Here is a 21,092-nt window from a genome sequence, read left to right on the forward strand (position 1 = left end):
TATCGTGTTCAAAATAAGGATTTATTTAGTACCTAGTGGTTAAGATAAATTGGATTTAATTATTTTCATGACAAAAAAGAGGATACAAACATGCAGGAATCTTTTTTTATAAAGAAAGTTGCGGTTCTCGGTGCAGGAGTGATGGGGGCTCAAATTGCTGCACACTGTGTCAATGCTGGAATAGAGACCCTCTTATTTGATTTGGCAACTAAAGACGGTCCCACTAATGGCTTAATTGATAAAGCTATAGCGAATTTAGGTAAATTGAAACCAGCTCCTTTAGCAAGCGCACAAACAGGCGCGTTGCTCAAAGCGCGAAATTACGAGCAAGATCTTGCTGATCTTTCTTCATGTGATTTGATTATTGAAGCAATAGCTGAGCGTTTAGACTGGAAAGAGGATTTATATAAACGTATTTCACCTTACTTATCTGAAAAATCAATTTTAGTAAGTAACACTTCGGGTCTTAGCATTAACTCTTTATGTGATGTATTACCAGCCCAGCATAGAGAGCAATTTTGTGGAGTCCATTTTTTTAATCCTCCTCGCTATATGCATCTTGCTGAATTAATTCCTGCTAAAACTACTTCTAAAGCCTTATTGGATAATTTGGAAACTTGGTTAACTAGTCATTTAGGAAAAGGGGTAGTTCGAGCTAAGGATACGCCCAATTTTATTGCAAATCGCATAGGCGTATTTTCATTGTTGACTACGTTGCACCATACTTTGGCGATGGGTATGGGGTTGGATGAGGTCGATGCGCTCACTGGACCTTTGCTTGGCAGACCAAAATCTGCAACTTTTCGTACTATGGATGTTGTTGGATTAGATACCATGCAACATGTGGTTCATACTATGCAACAGCAATTACAAGAAGATCCATGGCATAGTAGCTTCAACCTACCTGAATGGTTGACTTCGCTAATAAAAGAAGGGCATTTAGGACAAAAAACTGGACAAGGAATTTACAGGAAAAATGGCAAAGTTATTGAAGTTTATGATATTAAAACAGGAGATTATCGCCCTTCGAAATCAGAGGTGAGTGACGAACTGAAAGAAATTATGGGGATAAAAGATCCTGCAGTTCGCATGAAAAATTTGTTTACTTCTACTAATAAACAAGCTCAGTTTATCGCTGCTTGCTTCAAAGACTTATTCCATTACTGCGCTTTTCATCTAGAAACTATCGCTGATAATGTAAGAGATGTTGATTTAGCAATTCGTTGGGGGTTTGGCTGGATGCAAGGGCCTTTTGAAACCTGGCAATTAGCAGATCTGCATCAAGTAACTCAATTTATTAGCCAGTCCATTGAATCAAAGACTGCATTAAGCAATGCTAAATTACCTGATTGGCTTGCCGAAACTAAAGCGTTTTACACCGAAGAGGGAGCATACTCACCTCAGCTAAATCAATATCAAGCACGAAGCAAGTTGCCTGTTTATCAGCGCCAGTTTTTTTCTGATAGAGTGATAAAAGAATCAGCGTATCCTACCTCTGTAGTTTATGAAAACGAAGGTGTTCGTCTGTGGCATCTGAAGGATGATGTCGCTGTAGTTAGCTTTAACAGTAAAGCGAATACTATAGGTCAGCCAGTCCTTGATGGATTAGAGGAAGCTTTAACATTAGCAGAAAAGCAATTTAAAGGATTAATTATTTATCAACACGATGCCTCTAATTTTAGTTCTGGAGCTGATTTACGCGGTGTTTCTAAATTAATTCAAGAAAATAAAATGCAAGCCTTAGAAGAAATGATAGCTCAATTTCAACAAGTCGCTATGCGTTTAAAATATAGCTTTATTCCTACAGTCGCCGCTTTACGTGGTCGAGCACTTGGAGGTGGTTGTGAATTAATGATGCATTGTGACACTGTGGTTTCTGCGTTTGAATCATATCCAGGCTTAGTTGAGCTTGGGGTAGGGGTTATTCCTGCTGGAGGCGGCTGCACTGAAATGGCGATGAGGGCCGCAGGTCATGCTCAACAAGCTGAATTAATGGCATTTATTCAGCCTTATTTTCAGCAAATTGCTACCGCTCAAGTTGCCGGAAGTGCTATAGATGCAATGCAAATGGGGTATTTACGTAATTCAGATACCGTTTTAATGAACGCCGATGAAGTTTTGTATGTCGCTTTAGCTAAAATCAATGCAATGCAAGCAGCTAACTATCTTCCTCCTCTACGGAAAAAATTTAGAGTTGCTGGAATAGAAGGGCATGCACGTTTGCAAGCTGGGTTAGTCAATTGGTTAGAAGGTGGATTCATTTCACAATATGATTATACCTTGGCAAATGAGTTGGCGGCCGTACTTTGTGGTGGAGATCTGAATCAAGGTACCTTGGTTGATGAAGAGTGGATGTTGAAACAGGAAAGGCAAGCATTTGTTACGCTTGCATCAACCCCCCAAACTCAAGCACGAATCAGCTATTTGTTAGAGACTGGCAAACCACTGCGCAATTAAGCGAGGAGATTGAGAGATGACTAATGTTTATGTAGTTGATGTATTACGAACTCCTGTTGGTAAAGCACCCAGGGGTATTTTTAAGAATACATTACCCGATGATTTATTAGCACATACTATTAAAAATTTAACTCATAGAAACCAGTCTGTTGATTGGCAGGAAATAGGAGATGTAGTCATTGGTTGCGCTATGCCTGAAGCAGAACAAGGAATGAACGTAGCTCGAATTGCGTCTCTATTAGGTGGATTACCTCAAGGTGTTCCAGCAATGACTATTAACAGATTTTGTTCTTCTGGAGTGCAGAGTATAGCTACTGCTGCGGCAACTATAAGCAGTGGAGATATTCATTTAGCATTAGGTGGTGGTGTTGAAAGTATGTCCATGGTTCCTTTAGGTGGTAATAAATACACCGCTAATCCAGGCATATTTAATAATGAGCATGTTGCTATAGCCTATGGTATGGGGATTACAGCTGAAAATGTTGCCAAGCGTTGGGAAATTACCCGTGAGCAACAAGACGAGTTTGCTGCCGAGAGCCATAAAAAAGCTGTATCAGCTCAGAAAAATGGATATTTTAAAGCAGAAATTAGTCCCGTGGAAATCACCATAAGAGAAGCTGACTTAGAAAACTCTTCCGTGCATGTAAAGAAAAAATTAATTAGTGATGATGAAGGTCCTAGAGCTGATACCTCTTACGACGTTATCTCTCGATTAAAACCTGTTTTTGCTGCACGAGGAACTGTAACAGCAGGGAATAGCTCACAAACTAGTGATGGGGCTGGTATTGCATTATTGGCAAGTGAACAAGCTTTAAAACAATATAATTTAAAGCCTATGGGACGTTTATTGAGCTTTGCTGTTGCTGGCGTTCCTCCAGGAATTATGGGAATAGGGCCGATTAAAGCCATTCCTGTTGCACTAAAGCGCGCAGGCATCCGCATGGATCAATTAGACTGGATTGAGTTAAATGAAGCATTTGCTGCGCAAGCTTTGGCTGTAATTAAGGAGCTAGAGTTACCTAGAGACAAGGTCAATCCTCTAGGTGGTGCTATTGCTTTGGGACATCCTTTAGGAGCAACCGGAACGATAAGAACGGCAACTTTATTGCATGGATTAAAGCGTATTAACGGTCGTTATGGAATGGTCACCATGTGTATAGGTACTGGCATGGGAGCTGCTGCTGTATTTGAAGCATTATAAGAAGTTAATTCCTTATACGTTGCAGGTCGGACAACAAATTGTCCGCCCTGCAATACGGTCATCGAGAACGTGGCACATCATCCTTTGGATGACGGCATAGGTCAGGTAATAAATTACTCGGTAAAACTTAATTCAAGACGGTTACGACAATGGTTCATTTACCGCAATTTGCTCCTGCTAAGAGAAGCAACGCTATAATTTTTATTCATAAACTTGTTCAATAACTTGCTTTGTTGGTTCCATATTCTACTCTTTAGATAAGGATATTAGAATTGGAGTGGGCATGCGCGTTTTCATTTCGGCACTATTATTTTTTGTCATTAGCTCGGTTTTTGCTGATGAGTTAGTTGGTTTTTCTGCCTATGAAAATGGTGATTACAACACTGCTTACCCTCATTTGATGCAGGCAGCAAAGGATGGCAATGAAGAGGCGATGTATCTATTAGGGCGAATGTATCAATATGGATATGGCGTGCCTGAAAATTATGAGCAAGCAAAAAATTGGTATTTAAAATCTGCTGAAAAAAACTATGCTTTATCTCAATTAAGTCTTGGTTTTTTATATGATTCTGGTAAAGGTGTAAAACAAAATTATCCAGAAGCATTTAAGTGGTATATGAAATCTGCAGAGCAGGGTAATGCTATTGCACAAAGAAATGTAGGCTTAATGTATGCTACTGGAGATGGCGTAGCAGAAAGTGATACAAATTCTTTTATTTGGTTTAAAAAAGCAGCTGAGCAGGGTTATAGCAAAGCCCAAGTTAATTTAGCATTTCAATATATGACGGGTAAAGGCACACCTAAAGATGTGAGTAAGGCTTTGGTGTGGTATCAGAAAGCTGCTGAGCAAGGTGACGATAAAGGGGAATATAGTCTAGGTCTATTATATACCGGTCAGCAAGGCGGAGTGCCGGCAGATGATAAAGCTGCCTTTTATTGGTTTTCTCAAGCCGCAAATCAAGGACATGTGAATGCTGAAACTTATTTGGCTTATTATTATCTGAAAGGATACGGTGTCGATGCTGATCCCCAAAAAGCTGCCTATTGGTATCAAGCTGCGGCGGAGAAGGGGCAACCAGAAGCCCAAACGCAGATAGGCCAATTACTGCTAACGGGTATCGGTGTTGATAAGGATTATCAACAAGCAGCCTATTGGTTCAATAAGTCTGCTGCTCAAGGCAATCCTGAAGGACAGGCAAAACTAGGATACATGTATCTCGCTGGGCTGGGAGTACCTAAGAGTTTAGTAAAAGCATATGTATGGTTGAAAATTGCCGCTGAAAATAAGAATGAAGAAGCAGTAAAAGAACTTAAAGTTTTAAGCGCTAAATTGTCTGAACAGGATAAAAAAGAAGCTGATAAAATAATTAAAGAAATGGGGCCTTTAGAAAGTAAAGCTCAAAATGATGACTAGTTATCCACTAATGCTTTCTCTTACGATACTGACGGTTATTCGTGCTTGTTTGTCTTGTCCTCGTTTTAGCAAAGTATAAACAGCTAACTTAAACTCATCGCTACTTGCGTAGGTTACGCAGAGAAAGTATTTGCTTTCTATAGTAATTTGCTCACTAGATAAATTAATTTTTTTCATCAACTCACTAATATCTTTAAGGTTTTTTATTCCTTCCTCACCTCTCGCCATAATTATTTCATTAACTTGCTCTTCATTAAGTCCATTACCTAGGGACATAAGTACTTTTTTAGAGGCTGTGTTGATATTTATTGGTGTTGCCTCTGGTAATGCTGTAATAAAAGGTTCTAGTGATTGAAATAAAGAGGCATTGACATCTTTTACCAATCTAAGCTCTGTTGCACTAGTCATTAATTGATGGCTAGGGTAATAAGGCGGTTTTTGCGACAGGTAGTAGTCAGTGTAGCTGTCTTTTCCTCGGGCAAGATCATAAGGTGATACCCAATCTTTTACCGCAAGCATCAAATTAAGTCGGTCTTCATTATTTAACTTTGTAGTTGTGTTGCTTAGAAGACTGATAAACATGCCCATGGATTTTTTGTCAACTAAATTATTCAAATTAAAGCGGCCTTGTAGATCATAAAGACTACCACTTACTTTAATATTATTGACAATTTCTCCCATATTCTTGGGGTATTGAGCTACTAATCCCTGTTGATTGGCCTTAGAAAACTTCTGTGCTTTATCATTTAATTGATCAAATGCCCAAAAGGTTACAACCTGGGAGGCGAAATAAAGTTTGTCATGGGTAACAACTAAACGAGTCCTATATATATCTTGCTGCAATCGCGTACTCATAGCTGTTGCAACGATTGCAACTAATGTCATGATGAACAGTGCGGTAAGAAGGGCGCTGCCAGTTTGTTTCATTTTAAATGGGCGCATAAAGAGCCTCGGGGATAACAAAGAGTAAGTTCATTTCACCCCATTCTTTTAGGGTAAGATTGATTTGTATTGCTTGAGGGAGTGGTTCCTTAATTTGGTTTTGATTTACAGCTTGTTCACGCCATTCTGGGAGTAGTTGCGAGCTTTGATTCAAATAATTGAAATGACATTCAGTGACGCCATCAAGTAATACTTTATCTTCATAAATATTTTTGTTGGTGGAATCAAGAGTAGGCCAAGTTCTACGTAGGAGTGCTCTATCTTTGCATAGTAGAGCAATACGTTTTAGAGCGCTTCGTTTTTCAATGCTTTGAGGATTGATATCACCATCTCGAGTAAACTCTAAATATTGTGACTGTCCTACAAAAACTGGAAATAGACGCATTTCATTGCCCCGTATAGCACGTTCAACTGCTTGTGAAGTATCTTGTTGAATTAAGCTGACTGCTAATTGTAAGGTATTTAATTTTTCGGCCTGAATCGTTACTCTAGTACGTGTATCAAATGCGTAATATAAAGATGATGAGGTAATCGTTGCTAATATTGCAAAGACAGTGAGTGCAATTAAAATTTCAATTAGAGTGAATCCTTGATTATCTCTCATTATAATAAGTACCTAAACGCAGTTAATTCTTCACGGAAAGGTCCTGCTTGTTTCAAGCTAATTGATATAGTAATTTGTTGAATGTTCTTGAATGGGGTTTTACTTATTTTCGCTCTCCAATACCATTTTTCTCCAAGCATAGTGGTAGCCTGTGTTGATTCTTGGCTAGAGTTTACTTGAATAAGATTTAATTGAATCATTGACACTCCTTGCATCGCAACCATGTGGCCTATGGTTTTTTCTTTGATCCTTTGTGTATTTTCTATATTTTGGGCTGTAGCTTTTAATAATGCGGTTAATGCAATAGCAATAACTGCTAAAGCTAATAGCACTTCAACCAAAGTAAATCCGGTTTCTTTGGGAGTTAAATTATTAAGTTTCATTTGGGTTTTGCAGAAGAAAATGTCAAACTGCCATTATGGTTACCAATAAGCAATGTCATTATTGTTTCCTTATTGGTACCAAATCCTAAGGTAAAAGGGGTCATATCACCCGAAGAATTGATAATTATAGAAGGATAGCCAGGTGAGCTTTTATTACTGGTTTTAAGCGTAATTACTGTATTTTTAGGAAAGTAGGTAATTTTAAAAATTCCTTTATTGGGCAAAGGAGCCCAAGTTGATGAGTTTTGAAATTTCAAAATTTGATAGCTGTTATTGTCTATACGAAGACCCAGAGTGCTCGTTTCTAAAATGGCTTGTTGTTGTGCTAGTTTAAGGGTGCTGGCGAGTTGCTCAGCAGAAAATAAAATACGCTTACTCTCGCCAAAATCCCCAAAAGCAATTAAGGCAAAACCAATGGTAATGCCTATAATAACAATGACAATTAGAATTTCAATTAAGGTAAAGCCCTTATGCGTGTTCATCCCAGTTACCAATTTCTGCATTAATGCCTGTTCCACCAGGTTGTCCTTCAGCACCTAAGGTGAATACATCAACATCTCCATGCTGTCCTGGATTTAAATAAAGGTAGTCTCTTCCCCAAGGATCTTTAGGAACAGATTTAAGATATTGCTTCCAATTAGCAGCTGTTGAATTATTTGATGGTTTTTCAACTAAAGCCAGTAAGCCTTGATCAGTACTGGGATAAGTACCATTATCCAGTTTATATAAATCAAGTGCATTTTGAATGGCCAGGACGTCTTGTTTTGCTTTTACCTTACGTGCTTCATCAGGGCGGCCCATAATTTTAGGTACTACTATAGATGCTAAAATACCTAATATTACGACTACAACCATAATTTCAATTAATGAAAAACCTTTTTGTCTATTCATCGTTGTTCCTCTTAAATCCGATTGGGCAATAATAACACATATAGGATGTTTAGTATACTAAAAAACAAAAATCAGGTCTATTGACGTTACATTCCTAATAAAGTCATAAAATAACATCGCTATGAATTATTTTCATAGCGTGTTTAGGTTACCAATTGTTCCATTGAAAATATAGGTAATAATGTAGCTAAAACTATAAATAAAACAACAGCTCCCATAAGTAAAATCACTAGTGGCTCTAATAAAGTCAATGAGGTATCAATTAATCGTTTAACCTCATTATCAAGATGGCTAGCGGCACGTTCCATCATATTGGATAGTTGACCACTTTTTTCACCGCTGGCAATCAAATGTATGGCCATAGGGCTAATGTATCGTGTTTCTTTTAATGCTTCATGTATACCACTTCCTTCCCTCACTCTTAAAGTTGCCGTATCAAAAGCTTGCCGCATAACAACATTAGTAATAAGACTCGCTGAAACACGCATGGTTTCCAGTACACTAACCCCGGCAGCAAAGAGAATACCAAAAGTGTGTATGTAGCGTGCGACATTAATAGTTTTTACCAAATAAGACACTATAGGCAATTTAAGAATTAGTTTATGCCACGCTGTTTTAATTTTTATGTTATTCAAACTTTTCTTAAACGCCGTAATAGCCAAAATAATAGCAAGTACGGTGTAAAGGCCATAATTCTTAATAAATTGGCTTATTGAAATGAGCATGAGCGTCATTTCTGGTAGTGTTTGACCACTACTGGTAAATACTTCAATAATTTTAGGAACAACAAAAGTCAGTAGAAAACTGATAATTGCCGTAGAAACAATGATCATGAGTAACGGATAAATCAATGCCTGCTGTACCTTTTGCCGCGTAGTTTGTTGATTTTCTGTATAATCAGCTAGTTTTTCTAAAACTAAATCTAAACGGCCAGTTTGCTCTCCTGCACCTACGGTAGCTCGATATAGTTCTGGGAATGCATTAGGGTAATGGGACATAGCTTGTGCTAGACCATAACCTTCAAGTACTTTGGCTCGAATTCCAATAATAAGTTCTCTTACCTTATCTTTTTCAGTTTGCTCACTAACTCCTCGTAATGATTCTTCCACAGGGATACCTGCTGCAAGTAAGGTGGCTAGTTGCCTGGTCAGCAATGCCAGGTCTGCGGCTGAGATTTTACTTTTAGTATTCGCTGCGCGTTGCTGTGTTAGCGTTTGTATTTGAGTGGGTATTAATCCCTGTTCACGCAATAATTGGCGTGCTTGGCGTTCCGAATCCGCTTCGATAACCCCTTTACTGGCACTGCCATTTTTCTTTAGCGCTTGATATTGGTACGCGCCCATATTATTTTACAATAGTTGAAAACTATAGAGTGTAATCTATTGGGTTTAATAAGTCACTTAAGGTAAACTTACAGCCGAACTATCCTGGAGACTAAAACAATGAATAAAAATGTAGTGCTTGAGGCGATAAAGGAACATGATGCCAAGTTTATCGATTTAAAATTTACCGACATACGTGGCAAAGAACAACATTACACTATTCCTGTATCTGCAGTAGATGATGATTTTTTTGAAAATGGCAAAATGATAGATGGTTCATCATTTAAAGGATGGCAGAAAATTCATCAGTCTGATTTGGCCTTAGTACCTGAACTAGAGACAGTAAAATTAGATCCTTTCTTTCAAGACAACACTTTATTCATTCGTTGCAACGTTGTGGATCCGCAAACCATGCTTGGATATGACCGTTGCCCCCGTTCCTTAGCATTACGTGCTGAAGCTTATTTACAGTCAACAGGTATAGCCGATGGCGCTAATTTTGGTCCAGAGCCAGAGTTTTTCATATTCGATAATGTTCAGTGGGAAACAGGTATTAGCGGCTCCTTTTATAAAATAGATTCCGAAGAAGCTCATTGGTTTTCTGGCAAAGAAATAGAAGGTGGTAATATTGGTCATAGACCCTCTATAAAGGGTGGGTATTTCCCTGTTCCTCCAGTAGATTCTTCACATGATATTCGTTCTGCAATTTGTTTAACGCTGGAGTCATTGGACATGGTAGTGGAAGCGCATCACCATGAGGTGGCTACAGCCAATCAATGTGAGGTCGCTACCCGGTTTAATAGCTTAACGAAAAAAGCAGATGAGCTGCAAATCTTAAAATATGTTGTTCATAATGTGGTACATAACTATGGAAAAACCGCTACGTTTATGCCGAAACCTTTAGTCGGTGATAATGGAAGTGGAATGCATTGCCACCAATCTTTAACAAAAAATGGGGTGAATTTGTTCGCGGGAGATCAATATGCTGGTCTTTCTGAAACCGCCCTGTATTATATTGGTGGAATAATAAAGCATGCTCGAGCTTTAAATGCATTTACTAACCCATCAACTAATAGTTACAAGCGTCTTGTTCCTGGATTTGAAGCCCCTGTACTTTTAGCTTATTCAGCACGTAATAGATCGGCTGCAATTCGCATTCCTCATGTCAGTAATCCTAAAGCTCGCCGTATAGAAGTACGTTTCCCTGATCCGACAGCTAATCCCTATCTTGCTTTTTCAGCAATGATGATGGCAGGGCTCGATGGTATTCAGAAGAAAATCCATCCTGGACAACCTATGGATAAAGATCTTTATGATTTACCACCTGAAGAACTTGTAGATGTACCAACTGTATGTTCTTCTTTAGAGCAAGCAATGATCCACTTACAAAATGATCATGAGTTCTTGCTACAAGGTGATGTATTCACTAGAGACTTTATTAATAATTACATTAGAATGAAAGAAGAGGAAATAACAAAAATCAGAAGCTTGACTCATCCTTTTGAATTTGAGTTATATTACAGCCTATAAGGATAAGGGATTGGGGTAATGGATAAGTTTTTATGGGGTATTTTTTTCTTAGTGGTATCTTGTGCTTCTTCTGCGCAAGTTTACACTTGGACTGACAGTCAAGGAGTTGTTCATTTTAGTGATACTCCTCATCAAGGCGCAGAAAAAATAGATATCCCTGATTCACAAACTTATTCACCCCCAACACCAACGCCTAAGCAGGAAATTGCTCCTGCCACTCATGATAATATCGATGATAATGGGCACTCTTACACTAAAGTAGCGATTAGAGAACCGTCAAATCAAGCAACAATTCGTAATCCTCAAGGATACACTGTTGTTTCTGTTGAGGTGGAACCACAGTTAGCTGATGGTGATAAATTACAATTGATCTATGACGGATCACCACTCGGTGATCCGCAACCCAATACAGTTTTTGAACTCAATGGCATGTATAGGGGCTCTCATACTATTGCCATCCAAGTGGTCAATGCTAATGGTAAAGTGCTTATAACGAGTGACACTATTACGATCTATATGCAGCAACCACGTGTGGGAATGGGGCATAACGCAGGACACTAAACTATAGTAGGGTATTATCTCTTTTTATATCGAACTTAACGCTAATTTAGGTGCACTTTTTATGTTAACTTTGTTATCTCCAGCAAAAAAATTATTAACTAATTTTCAACCTTACTCAAGTGATGTATCACATCCTTTATTAATAAAAAAAACTATAAAGTTAGCTAAGATTATGAAGTCTAAATCTGCGGAGCAAATTGCTGATTTAATGAATTTATCTAAAGAATTAGCGAATTTGAACTATGATAGATATCAGCAATTTTCTATGAAAGAAAATGATGATACTCATTCTTATCCTGCTTTATTGCTCTTTCAAGGAGATGTCTATCAGGGATTACAAGCTGCTAGTTGGACTTCTGGTGACATTGAATATGCTCAGTCTCATTTAGGAATTTTATCTGGTTTATATGGTTTTTTAAAACCTCTTGATATGATTCAGCCTTACAGACTTGAGATGGGTGTGCGTTTAACTAATCCTTACGGCAATAGTCTTTATGCTTTTTGGTCTGAACCAGTGACGAAACTCTTAAATCAACAGTTAGAACTACATGACAATCCTTTACTTATTAATCTGGCATCTACTGAATATTTCAAAGTTGTTGATTTGAAGAAAATTAAATATCCCGTGATTACCATTAATTTCTATGAACGCAAAAATAATGAAATTAAAATGATTGGTATTCTGGCTAAAAAGGCAAGAGGGGTGATGGCAAAATTTATTATGCAAAATCGGATTGATAACTTGGAACAACTTAAAGAATTTAATGAACTTGATTATCAACTCAGTATAGAGTCTTCCACAGACAACCAATTGAATTTTATTAGAGGCTAATGAGTTAAAAAGTGAAGGAAGCCAATGTGGAATTTGTCTAGTCGTGTCCATAAACTCAATCATTTTCCCAATGAAGGAGTGATCTGTTATGCGAAAAGAGATGATGAGTTAGGCTGTGGTATTAGTGGATCTAAGATGCGGAAATATGCCAGCCTTATGCCCGCACTAATACAAAAAGGTATTCGTCATTTGTTAATTATTGCAGGTCCACAATCAAATAATTTACTTGCTGCGTTACAAATGGCGCGCGAGTTTAACTTACAAGTTACTGCATTTTTAATCAGACCAAGAAGCTTAGAGATTCAAGGCAATTTTAGATTGAGTCTTCTTTTTTTAAATGAGCAAGAAATCATTTGGGTCAATAGAGAAGAATGGTCTAACGTTGAAGAGATAGCCTTTAATTATTTAAGTCGTTTAAAAGAGCCCGGATTTATTTTGAGCGAAGGGGCCAGTGTACCAGAGGCATTAGATGGGGCAATGAGTCTTGCTGCAGATATAATGCGTAATGAACAGACCTTAGGCTGTAATTTTCAGCATATATTTGTTGATGCTGGAACGGGTTTTTCTGCTGCTGGACTGATCAAAGGACTAACTTTATTTAATCATCAATCTATGGTTTATGTTCTTTTGTTGGCAGATGATAAAAGTACATTTGAAGATAAACTGAAGCATTGGATTGGGATGAATCCTGGAAATTATAGTTGCTTTTATCCTAGCACAGCAAAGTCTTTTGGTTCCGTGAATCAAACTATAAAAAAGGAAATCAAGCGATTGGCAAGAGAAGAGGGAATTTTAGCGGACCCTATTTATGCGGCCAAGTTGTTTCATGAAACTCGAAGTTACATTACAGTAAATCATTTACAAGGTAACGTGCTGATTATTCATTCTGGCGGGACCTTAACCATGGCCGGCTTCGACTTGTAATTTATGCCTATTAGAACAGTCACTAGAAAGCATAATTTTTTTGAACAATTCGATATGTAAAAGGTCTAGGTTACACATTGGTCGGGCAATTAGTTGCCCAATGGCGCTACCTTAAGTTTTTGTAGCCTGGATGAGCGCAGCGTAATCCGGGATTTCAGTGCACTGAGCTAGGGTATTCCCGTATTATGCTGCACTAATACGGGCTACGATTTTTTCTTCCTTTTCTTAAGGTAGCACCATTGGGCAACTAATTGCCCGACCAATGGATTTATTTACGTTTTGGCAGTGCCACAAATAATGAGCCAGTGTGATTTATCTCATTTGCTTCTACTCCAGCTTGGTCACCTTCACCTTTATAGATGTCAATATGAGCCCCCATAATGGCACCACCTGCGTCTTGGGCCACACACCATGAAGTAGACTTTTTGCAGTTATAAATAATATTCATTCCAATAGGAATTACCTTGTGATCTGTTGCGCATGAAGCATGTGGCGTTAGAGAAATATTTTCTGAACCATATGGCCCTCCGTCTTCTTTCGCAAAAAACACATAACTTTGATCACGATTGCGCAAGTTGGCAGCTTTAGGGCGGTTAAGAGGGTTATCTAGATATCGACGAATTAGTTTTTCTGACGCAGCGCTTTGTCTAATTGCTTTAGACACGTTACAGCGTAACTTTGCTTCATCATGACATTTAGGATCTTTAGCACAACGTTCAATGTTATCAAGATTACCACCACAGGTTGGGTCCTGTGCGCATTGGACTATGCGACCAAGCATGGTGCGTGGCCTGCCGTTAGCGCCATCGTAATTGATATGAAATAATTTGCCATCAAGGATTAATGAACCTGAGCCCTCAAGCATTAAAAAAGCTGGGTCATTAGCATCTTTAACATAGCCAATTACATATTTGGGATCTAAAGCTCCACGATCAATTTCATCTCGGTCTGGGACTACAGAGTATGTGCCATTAGCATTTTTCATACAAAATCCTCTTGCCATTTTGGTAAGTGGGTCAACACCGCAAAGAGGTGATTTCAAATTAAGTTTTTTGCATTCCGAGGCTACATTTACAACCCCTGGGTTACTATAGATTGGATATAAAAATGATCCTTCATTTTTGGTGCGAGCTTCAACAGCCGCTGGCGCATAATAGGCCGTAAATTGAAACTCACCTTTTCTAAATCCTGAATGATTTTCAGGCCAGCCATCGCTTTTATACCAATCAAATTCGACTTTGATGCTTGATAAATATTTTTGAAAACTGCCATGGGCAGCTTTTGCGAGAGCGAGCATTTTTTTGTTGGTATTAAGGCACCATTCTTGACGTTTGAATTTATGGCCAGCAATAGTCACTGTCTGGAATTCACCACGGCTCTTATTACAGTTTTCAATCTGATTATTTAATGCCTTGATAACTTCATCCATATTGCCCGTAGCGTTATCTAACGGTAATTCTTTAGGTGAAATTTTATGGAATTTAAAGCGTAATACCCCGGGCTCTTTGGCGGCCATTTTCTGTCTTGTGGTAAAGTCCGCGAGTCTTCTAACATCTAAACAGTGCTGGATTGGATCAACAGGCAGGGCTGCTTGAGTGATAATGCTAAAAGTCATTAGCGCAATTATTAAGATTGATCGAAACATTGGTATCCTTTAGCCTAGCAATGGTTGAGCTTTCACCCAATCATTGATTTGAATTTGTAACTAGGATTATATAGGCTATTGACCTGTGATCAAGGGGATGACGTGAGGTAAGTTTGGTGGTCCCAAAACCAACCTCGTCATTATACATACGACTAGAGTATTACCTATATTATCCTCACTCATTATGTAGTCGGATAACCTTTTTTTCTTTATTACCAAGTCAAGTAAAAAGTTCGTTGGATAATATAGAGGTTATAGAGTCTGATTCGCGAACAGTTTTTTCTCATAACGTTTAAGATTCTTGAATTTATTCCTTTTTACCCCCTTGAAATTCAATAAAGGAACCTCATATGTTTTAAATAAATTTGAAAGTAGAAAAATAGATCGCTAGTGTAATGAGCTGTTTTTTTTCGAGTGCAAGACGTACGTGTTTCGTGGAGTAAGGTTTACCTACAAGTAAATTAATACGACTGAAACTCTAACAACGTAACACTCAAAAAAAATCTGCAAATAGGGCTAGAGATCTAAACGTATAACAGGAGATTAGTTAATGGCTAATAAGCAACAAACAATGGGTTTTCAAACTGAAGTAAAGCAAATGCTTCATTTAGTAGTGCATTCTCTTTATAGCAATAAAGAAATTTTCTTAAGAGAGTTAATTTCCAATGCCTCGGATGCCTTAGATAAGTTGCGTTTTTTAGCTTTATCAAATGGCTCTCTTTTCGAAAATGATTCTGATTTGAAAATTACTATCCAAAGTAATGAAAAACTTAAAACGATTACCATTTCCGATAATGGTATTGGAATGAGTTGGGATGAAGCGGTAGAAAACTTGGGTACTATTGCAAAATCTGGAACTAAAGAATTTATCAGTCAATTATCAGGCGAAAATGCTAAAGATTCACAACTTATTGGTCAATTTGGTGTTGGTTTTTATTCTGCATTTATTGTCGCAGATAAAGTAACAGTAAAAAGTCGCCGTGCTGGATTGAAGCCTGAAGAGGGAATTGTTTGGGAGTCTAACGGTTCCGGTGAATTTACTATTGGTAATGAAACAAAAAGCACTCGTGGTACAGAAATTACCTTGCACATAAAAGAAGGTGATGACGAGTTTTTAAGTGATTGGCGTATTCGTAGCATTATCAGTAAATATTCAGATCATATTTGTTGGCCCATAGTGATGAAAAAGAAATCAGAAGAGGGTAAACAATTAGATGAATTCGAGACAGTAAATAAGGCAACTGCATTATGGACTATGCAAAAATCTGATATTAGTGATGAAGATTATAAATTACTTTATAAGCATATTTCTCACGATTATCTCGATCCTCTTACTTGGTCACATAACCATGTTGAAGGGAAACATGAGTACGTTACTTTATTGTATATTCCTTCTCATGCTCCCTATGATATGTGGCAACAGGAAGTAAAGCATGGTTTGAAACTCTATGTAAAACGTGTCTTTATTATGGATGATGCAACTCAATTTTTACCAAGATATCTACGCTTTGTTAAAGGTATTGTTGATGCCAGTGATTTACCGCTCAATGTATCACGCGAAATCTTACAAGATAATAAACAAGTAGAAAGCATACGCTCAGCTTGTACTAAGCGTGTATTATCGATGCTGGAAAAAATGAGCACTAATGATAAAGAAAATTATCAAAAATTTTGGAATGAATTTGGATTGGTACTTAAAGAAGGCCCTATTGAAGACTTTGCTAATAAAGAAACAATAGCTAAATTGCTTCGTTTTGCTACTACCGTGAATGGCTCAGATAAGCAGGAAGTGACCCTGGAAGAATATGTAGGTCGGATGAAAGAGGGACAAGATAAAATATATTACATCACTGCTTCTAGTTATAATGCAGCCAAACATAGCCCTCATTTAGAAATCTTTAATAAAAAGGGTATAGAAGTATTATTACTTAGCGACAAAGTTGATGAGTGGTTAGTAGGTTATATGAATGAGTTTGCAGGTAAAAAACTGCAATCTATTTCTAAAGGAAAAATTGAGTTAGGAGATGAGCCTACAGAGGAAATTAAGGAAAAAGAAAAAACTTTAGAGCCTTTAATCAATCATATTAAAACAGTACTTAATGAGCGTGTGAAAGATGTATTAATCACTAATAGATTGACCGATTCTCCCGCATGTATTATTGCTGATGAGCAAGATATGGGGCTAGAAATGCAACGCATTTTGCAAGCAGCAGGACAGCAAGTACCGGTAAGTAAGCCTATATTTGAAATTAATCCTGAACATGTATTAATAAAACGCCTACATGATATTCAGGATGATACTCAATTTGAATTATGGGTTACCATGCTATTTGAACAAGCGGTTCTAGCAGAGGGCGGTCAATTGGATAATCCAGCAGATTTTGTTAATCGAGTAAACAAATTACTAGTTTCCTCGTGATTTACTGATAGATCCTTTAGACTGAATTATATTCTGTTTTTTATTTCCCTACGTGCCGCGACAGTTGTGCGCGGCATTCCAGAAGTGGTTTCCCACCTAAATTCAAGTATACCCCGTGAATGAACTTAAGCTTTTATACGTAACCCGTATTAGCATAGCGTAATACGGGAGCGTAGATGTTGGCTTGTTATTACGACAAACTTAAAGAATGCTGTCGAATTTCATCCTCTTTTTCTTCTATGAGTTTTACACTATGAGTTCTACCCCAAGCGCCTTGTATAATGAAATTATTACGGTGTTCACAGAATAGAGGTAATTTCTTCGCATCCTCTAATAGCGCTAATTTTTCTTCATCGTTATTCATTTCATCCAATTGTTTCAATAGCTTATTTAGAGCATTCTCTCTTATCGTTTTTAATGTATTACTCCACGAAGCGGTGTTGTGAATGCCAAAAAAACGGTCCCAAGAAGGGTTTGTGTGAGTATTTAATTCCTCAATGCCTTTAGTGCCATCATACAATTCAACGTATTGGTTAAGTGTTAAACTTACTTGTTGCACTTCTTTTATTAAAAGTTCTTGTAGCGCGTATTTAGTAAGAACATTTTTGTTATCACGTATTTTTTTCAAAATATCCTGATGAGGTTCTAACTCTTGTTTTACTTCTGATTTCACTTCGGCATGGGTCGTAGGGAAATCCAAGGCAACGTTAACTGCTTTTAATGCTTCTTGAATACATAGCAATTGTTCTTGTGCTGATTTATTTTTCATTTCAGCAAGTGAAGGTAGCTTTTCAAGAAACTCTTTAACTTTATTGTTTTTTTGCTCTTTACTTATTTTTTGTAACATCAATAAGAAATTAGTAAAGTCTTCTTTCTGTTCTTTATTGGCTTCTTTGTAATAAGTAAAGGTTCGTTCAAGAATCTGTGCTAACTCTCCAATTTCTATTGCACTGTATTGAGACGAGCCCAAGGCTTGTAAGTTGTATAATTTTACATAAAGCTTAAGTATTGGGATTAGGCGATCTACTATTACTGCTTGCTCCTCTGGGTCTTTAGGAGCAAATTCAGTACCAGTAACTGCTGTTAATAGCAATTTGGGGCCATACATCACCATTATTGCTGGTTTGCCTTCTGTACTATCATTACGGTTGAGAACTTCAACTAATTGTTGTTGTTCTTCTGCCGCAAGTTGATTAAATGCTTCATTAACACTTGCAACAAAAAGCTTTGTTCTTTGCTCATATTCACCATCATCAGCAATTGACTTCTGCACGCTGTTTGCGTCAGTTTTTACCTTGAATAAATGACAACGTAACATCTGAGCAACACGAGTAATTGCAATAACTCTTTGTGCCTTCTCAGTATTCTCTTCTGTATGAAGTATTTCTGGAACCGCTTTAGCTAATCGCTGACGATAAAGTTGGAATGCTGTCTTACTAGGCTCAAGATTTTCTTTATCTTGCGCTACGGATAAGAGGGTCTTATACAATAACTCTATCTTTAATTGGACTTCTGGTTGTCCTGCGCTAATGCTTTCAAATGAGTCTAATGGCGCTGCACCATAAATATCAAAACAATGGTGGGCAAATACTAACTCTGCCATTTTAGGATCTTTTTTGTATGCTGCAAAAAATAGATCCAATCCTTTTTTAATACCATCAAAGGGTATTTCACCCTGAATAACTTGAGCTATATTCATTTCATTACATAATGGAATAAGCTCATCACAAATGCGAATAGCTTCTTTATCTACATGTTCTGGCGCAGTTTGCCCCCATATCAAAAATTCAGTTGGAGAGCATTTCTGGATCTTGCTGCCTACAAAGCTGTATATATCTAATGCGGCATCATGATCTACGGGTTCTGCAGCAGCTTGAAGTTGCATTTCATCGCTTAATTTTATTTGCCCGGCATTTAATTGATAATAAGTATTATCAGGAAGACGTACAAAATACGTTCCATCATGATTTAGTTTTACATCATTTTTAATGACATCACCTTTACCTGCATCATGGATGGCCAAATGAAGTCTAAACGCAAGTTTATTGGTTTCTGAATGATTTTTTAATGTTAAAAGGTTTCTATAGCCTTCTGATATACCACTAACTCCTTTAGGAAATGGAATGGATAAATTACCACCAAGACTTAATTCAGCATAAATTAAACTGTTACCAGTTCTTTTGAACTCCAGTCCAAGGTTGCCTTTTTGTTTTAGTAAATTGACAGCATTGTCAGAAGGCATGAGTTGTTCTCGTAACCTATAAAATAATGCTGCTGTCAATGGCGCAAGAGTTGCTGGCTGAGGTATTTTGTCTAAGGCTGTACGAAGATCAGTAAGTGTGGCTTCAGTTAGTGGTTTTTTAGTAACTAACATGTATTCTGAAATTGCGTTGATCCATTTCAGTAAATTTTCATCAAGTAATGCTTTATTTATATCTTTTGCATTAGTCCATTCAAGTATCGATGCTATCAAGGCGCTCAGTGATTTCGCTTGTTCTGCGGTCAATTTAGCTAATCCGAATGAAGTGGAGTGCGAACCAAGAACGTATTGTGCATCATTGCTTGGATTGCCTTGTGCTATCAGGGATAACTGTTGTTGTAATTCGCTAAAACAAGCAGTAGCCCAAGCCGACTTAATTTGTTGCTCTAAATTGGTACTCTCTATTTTACTAGTCTCTTGGTTTTGCTTTAAATGATACAAACGGCTTTTTAATTCCAAAATGGTCTTGTAGCACATTAGGAGATTTTTTTTTGCCTCTTTTTCTTCATTTGGCAGCGCTTGTAGTGCAATGAAATGTAAGAGTGAAGTGAAAAATACAACATCTAATTCTTTACCATAAGTAAAAAATTGAGAGTCAGCGCCTATAGTCTTATCGTTTTCTTCATGCGGAATGGTTGAATCGATTAATACCCCAGTATCATTGACCATTCGCATATGCAGTTGTGACGCGGGTACTTTTTCTATTTGTGCAAATAGCATTTCTTTTTTTAGTGGAGGTAAACCTAGACTTTCCCAATTGCCTTGAGCTATAACCATCATCAACGAAGGTACAACATCGTGAGGCCAAAATGCTTTATATTTTGAGCTCTTGATGAAATTAACTGCTCCAGATAACAAGTTTGTAGAATAGCTTGCGGACAATAATAGATAGGCGCGTGCCATAATTTCCATGAAGCTGGAGAGCCATGAGCTTTGGTCATATTTGGGAAGCAAACGAGTAGTTCCTGATACTACATGCAGGCTATCATCAACTGTCATCATGGCATTGATTGAATGCACTGCTTTTTGGGGAGTTGTGCTACGAGCATTATAGGGTAAAGTATTAGGACTTCTTACTTTCGCTGTATATTCATCATTATTAGAGTAGGGGGCATTATATCCCATTGCTAGTAAACTAAATTTAGAGCGATCTTTCTTTTTAACCTGGGCTATAAAATCGCTAACACCATTAAATGCAGCAATACTTATTAATGTTGCGCCATCTGGAGCCATATCTTTTATTAATTTAATCCAAGCGTTAGGCTTTTTAAGATTTAATGAGCAGGATTCTGGTACTTTTTGGGTACTATAGTAGAGTTCTACTTCTTCATTTGCGTAAAATGCATCACTTTCGGATGCGCTATTGTAGTACTTTCCCTTTTCCTGGTTGTATGTGTAATAAGTGCTTAAAGGGCCAGGAATAATTTCAGGGAACACATTATTGGGTAATGCTAATTGTTGACGTATTTTCTCTAAGTGCATGTTGAGATACAGTGCACGTAAACCATATTTTCCTCGCGGATCCTGCTCGCCTTTCTCATTGCAACGGATTTCATCGGTAGTAACTAGTTTGATTGGTGTATCAGGGGCAATGACGCCGGCGGCTTTGGCTTGTAATATCAGGTGAACGGTGGCTAGTAAATCATCACCATCTTTAGCTGGATCTGTAAAGAAAATAGTAGGCTTCATATATCCTTCTCCTAGGAA

At 37.7% G+C, this 21,092-nt stretch carries 16 protein-coding genes; 8 read left to right on the forward strand and 8 right to left on the reverse strand.

Annotated features, from left to right (window positions below; translation table 11 throughout):
* Positions 1-90: 90 nt before the first annotated feature.
* The 3 genes from LFA_RS05735 to LFA_RS05745 all read left to right on the forward strand — a co-directional run bounded on the left by LFA_RS05735 (position 91) and on the right by LFA_RS05745 (position 5,072).
* Positions 91-2,457 (forward strand): 3-hydroxyacyl-CoA dehydrogenase/enoyl-CoA hydratase family protein, encoded by a 2,367-nt coding sequence (locus LFA_RS05735; RefSeq protein ID WP_045095327.1) that lies wholly within the window; start codon positions 91-93, stop codon positions 2,455-2,457.
* A 16-nt stretch (positions 2,458-2,473) separates the two neighbouring features.
* On the forward strand, positions 2,474-3,658 hold the full coding sequence (locus LFA_RS05740; protein WP_045095328.1) for an acetyl-CoA C-acyltransferase: 1,185 nt from the start codon (positions 2,474-2,476) through the stop codon (positions 3,656-3,658).
* A 283-nt stretch (positions 3,659-3,941) separates the two neighbouring features.
* Positions 3,942-5,072: a tetratricopeptide repeat protein gene (locus tag LFA_RS05745; RefSeq protein WP_045095329.1), complete on the forward strand. Its 1,131-nt coding sequence runs from the start codon at positions 3,942-3,944 to the stop codon at positions 5,070-5,072.
* Here the strand turns inward: LFA_RS05745 and gspK are convergent, their stop codons facing one another.
* The 6 genes from gspK to lspF all read right to left on the reverse strand — a co-directional run bounded on the left by gspK (position 5,073) and on the right by lspF (position 9,235).
* Positions 5,073-6,014 (reverse strand): type II secretion system minor pseudopilin GspK, encoded by a 942-nt coding sequence (gene gspK, locus LFA_RS05750; protein ID WP_045095330.1) that lies wholly within the window; start codon positions 6,012-6,014, stop codon positions 5,073-5,075.
* A complete protein-coding gene (gene lspJ / locus LFA_RS05755) occupies positions 6,001-6,618 on the reverse strand; it encodes a GspJ family T2SS minor pseudopilin variant LspJ (protein ID WP_045095331.1) in 618 nt (205 codons plus the stop codon). The genes gspK and lspJ overlap by 14 nt, the downstream gene beginning before the upstream one ends.
* On the reverse strand, positions 6,618-7,001 hold the full coding sequence (lspI, locus tag LFA_RS05760) for a GspI family T2SS minor pseudopilin variant LspI (RefSeq protein WP_045095332.1): 384 nt from the start codon (positions 6,999-7,001) through the stop codon (positions 6,618-6,620). Before lspI ends, lspJ begins: the two co-directional genes overlap by 1 nt.
* The gene (lspH, locus tag LFA_RS05765; RefSeq protein WP_045095333.1) at positions 6,998-7,483 is read right to left on the reverse strand and encodes a GspH family T2SS minor pseudopilin variant LspH; all 486 of its coding nucleotides are present in this window, start codon (positions 7,481-7,483) and stop codon (positions 6,998-7,000) included. Before lspH ends, lspI begins: the two co-directional genes overlap by 4 nt.
* Entirely contained in the window at positions 7,470-7,892 is a 423-nt protein-coding gene (gene lspG / locus LFA_RS05770; RefSeq protein ID WP_045095334.1) for a GspG family T2SS major pseudopilin variant LspG, read from the reverse strand. Before lspG ends, lspH begins: the two co-directional genes overlap by 14 nt.
* A gap of 143 nt (positions 7,893-8,035) precedes the next feature.
* On the reverse strand, positions 8,036-9,235 hold the full coding sequence (lspF, locus tag LFA_RS05775; protein WP_045095335.1) for a GspF family T2SS innner membrane protein variant LspF: 1,200 nt from the start codon (positions 9,233-9,235) through the stop codon (positions 8,036-8,038).
* A gap of 99 nt (positions 9,236-9,334) precedes the next feature.
* Between lspF and glnA the strand changes: the two genes are divergently transcribed.
* The 4 genes from glnA (at position 9,335) to LFA_RS05795 (ending at position 13,061) form a co-directional block, all read left to right on the forward strand.
* A complete protein-coding gene (glnA, locus tag LFA_RS05780; RefSeq protein ID WP_045095336.1) occupies positions 9,335-10,744 on the forward strand; it encodes a type I glutamate--ammonia ligase in 1,410 nt (469 codons plus the stop codon).
* Between the two features lie 18 nt (positions 10,745-10,762).
* Entirely contained in the window at positions 10,763-11,305 is a 543-nt protein-coding gene (locus LFA_RS05785) for a DUF4124 domain-containing protein (protein WP_045095337.1), read from the forward strand.
* Between the two features lie 61 nt (positions 11,306-11,366).
* Positions 11,367-12,137, forward strand: coding sequence for a peroxide stress protein YaaA (gene yaaA, locus LFA_RS05790; RefSeq protein WP_045095338.1), 771 nt, complete (start codon positions 11,367-11,369; stop codon positions 12,135-12,137).
* 24 nt (positions 12,138-12,161) lie between these two features.
* Positions 12,162-13,061: a pyridoxal-phosphate dependent enzyme gene (locus tag LFA_RS05795; RefSeq protein WP_045095339.1), complete on the forward strand. Its 900-nt coding sequence runs from the start codon at positions 12,162-12,164 to the stop codon at positions 13,059-13,061.
* Between the two features lie 268 nt (positions 13,062-13,329).
* Here LFA_RS05795 and LFA_RS05800 read toward each other — a convergent pair whose 3' ends face one another.
* Positions 13,330-14,706 (reverse strand): MltA domain-containing protein, encoded by a 1,377-nt coding sequence (locus LFA_RS05800; RefSeq protein ID WP_045095340.1) that lies wholly within the window; start codon positions 14,704-14,706, stop codon positions 13,330-13,332.
* Between the two features lie 550 nt (positions 14,707-15,256).
* Here LFA_RS05800 and htpG point away from each other — a divergent pair.
* Entirely contained in the window at positions 15,257-17,125 is a 1,869-nt protein-coding gene (htpG, locus tag LFA_RS05805; protein WP_045095341.1) for a molecular chaperone HtpG, read from the forward strand.
* A gap of 190 nt (positions 17,126-17,315) precedes the next feature.
* On the opposite strand, the gene LFA_RS05810 is transcribed toward htpG, so the two are convergent.
* Positions 17,316-21,074 (reverse strand): hypothetical protein, encoded by a 3,759-nt coding sequence (locus LFA_RS05810; protein WP_052673868.1) that lies wholly within the window; start codon positions 21,072-21,074, stop codon positions 17,316-17,318.
* Positions 21,075-21,092: the final 18 nt, after the last annotated feature.

This window comes from Legionella fallonii LLAP-10, assembly GCF_000953135.1.
GTDB classification, from domain to species: Bacteria; Pseudomonadota; Gammaproteobacteria; order Legionellales; family Legionellaceae; genus Legionella; species Legionella fallonii.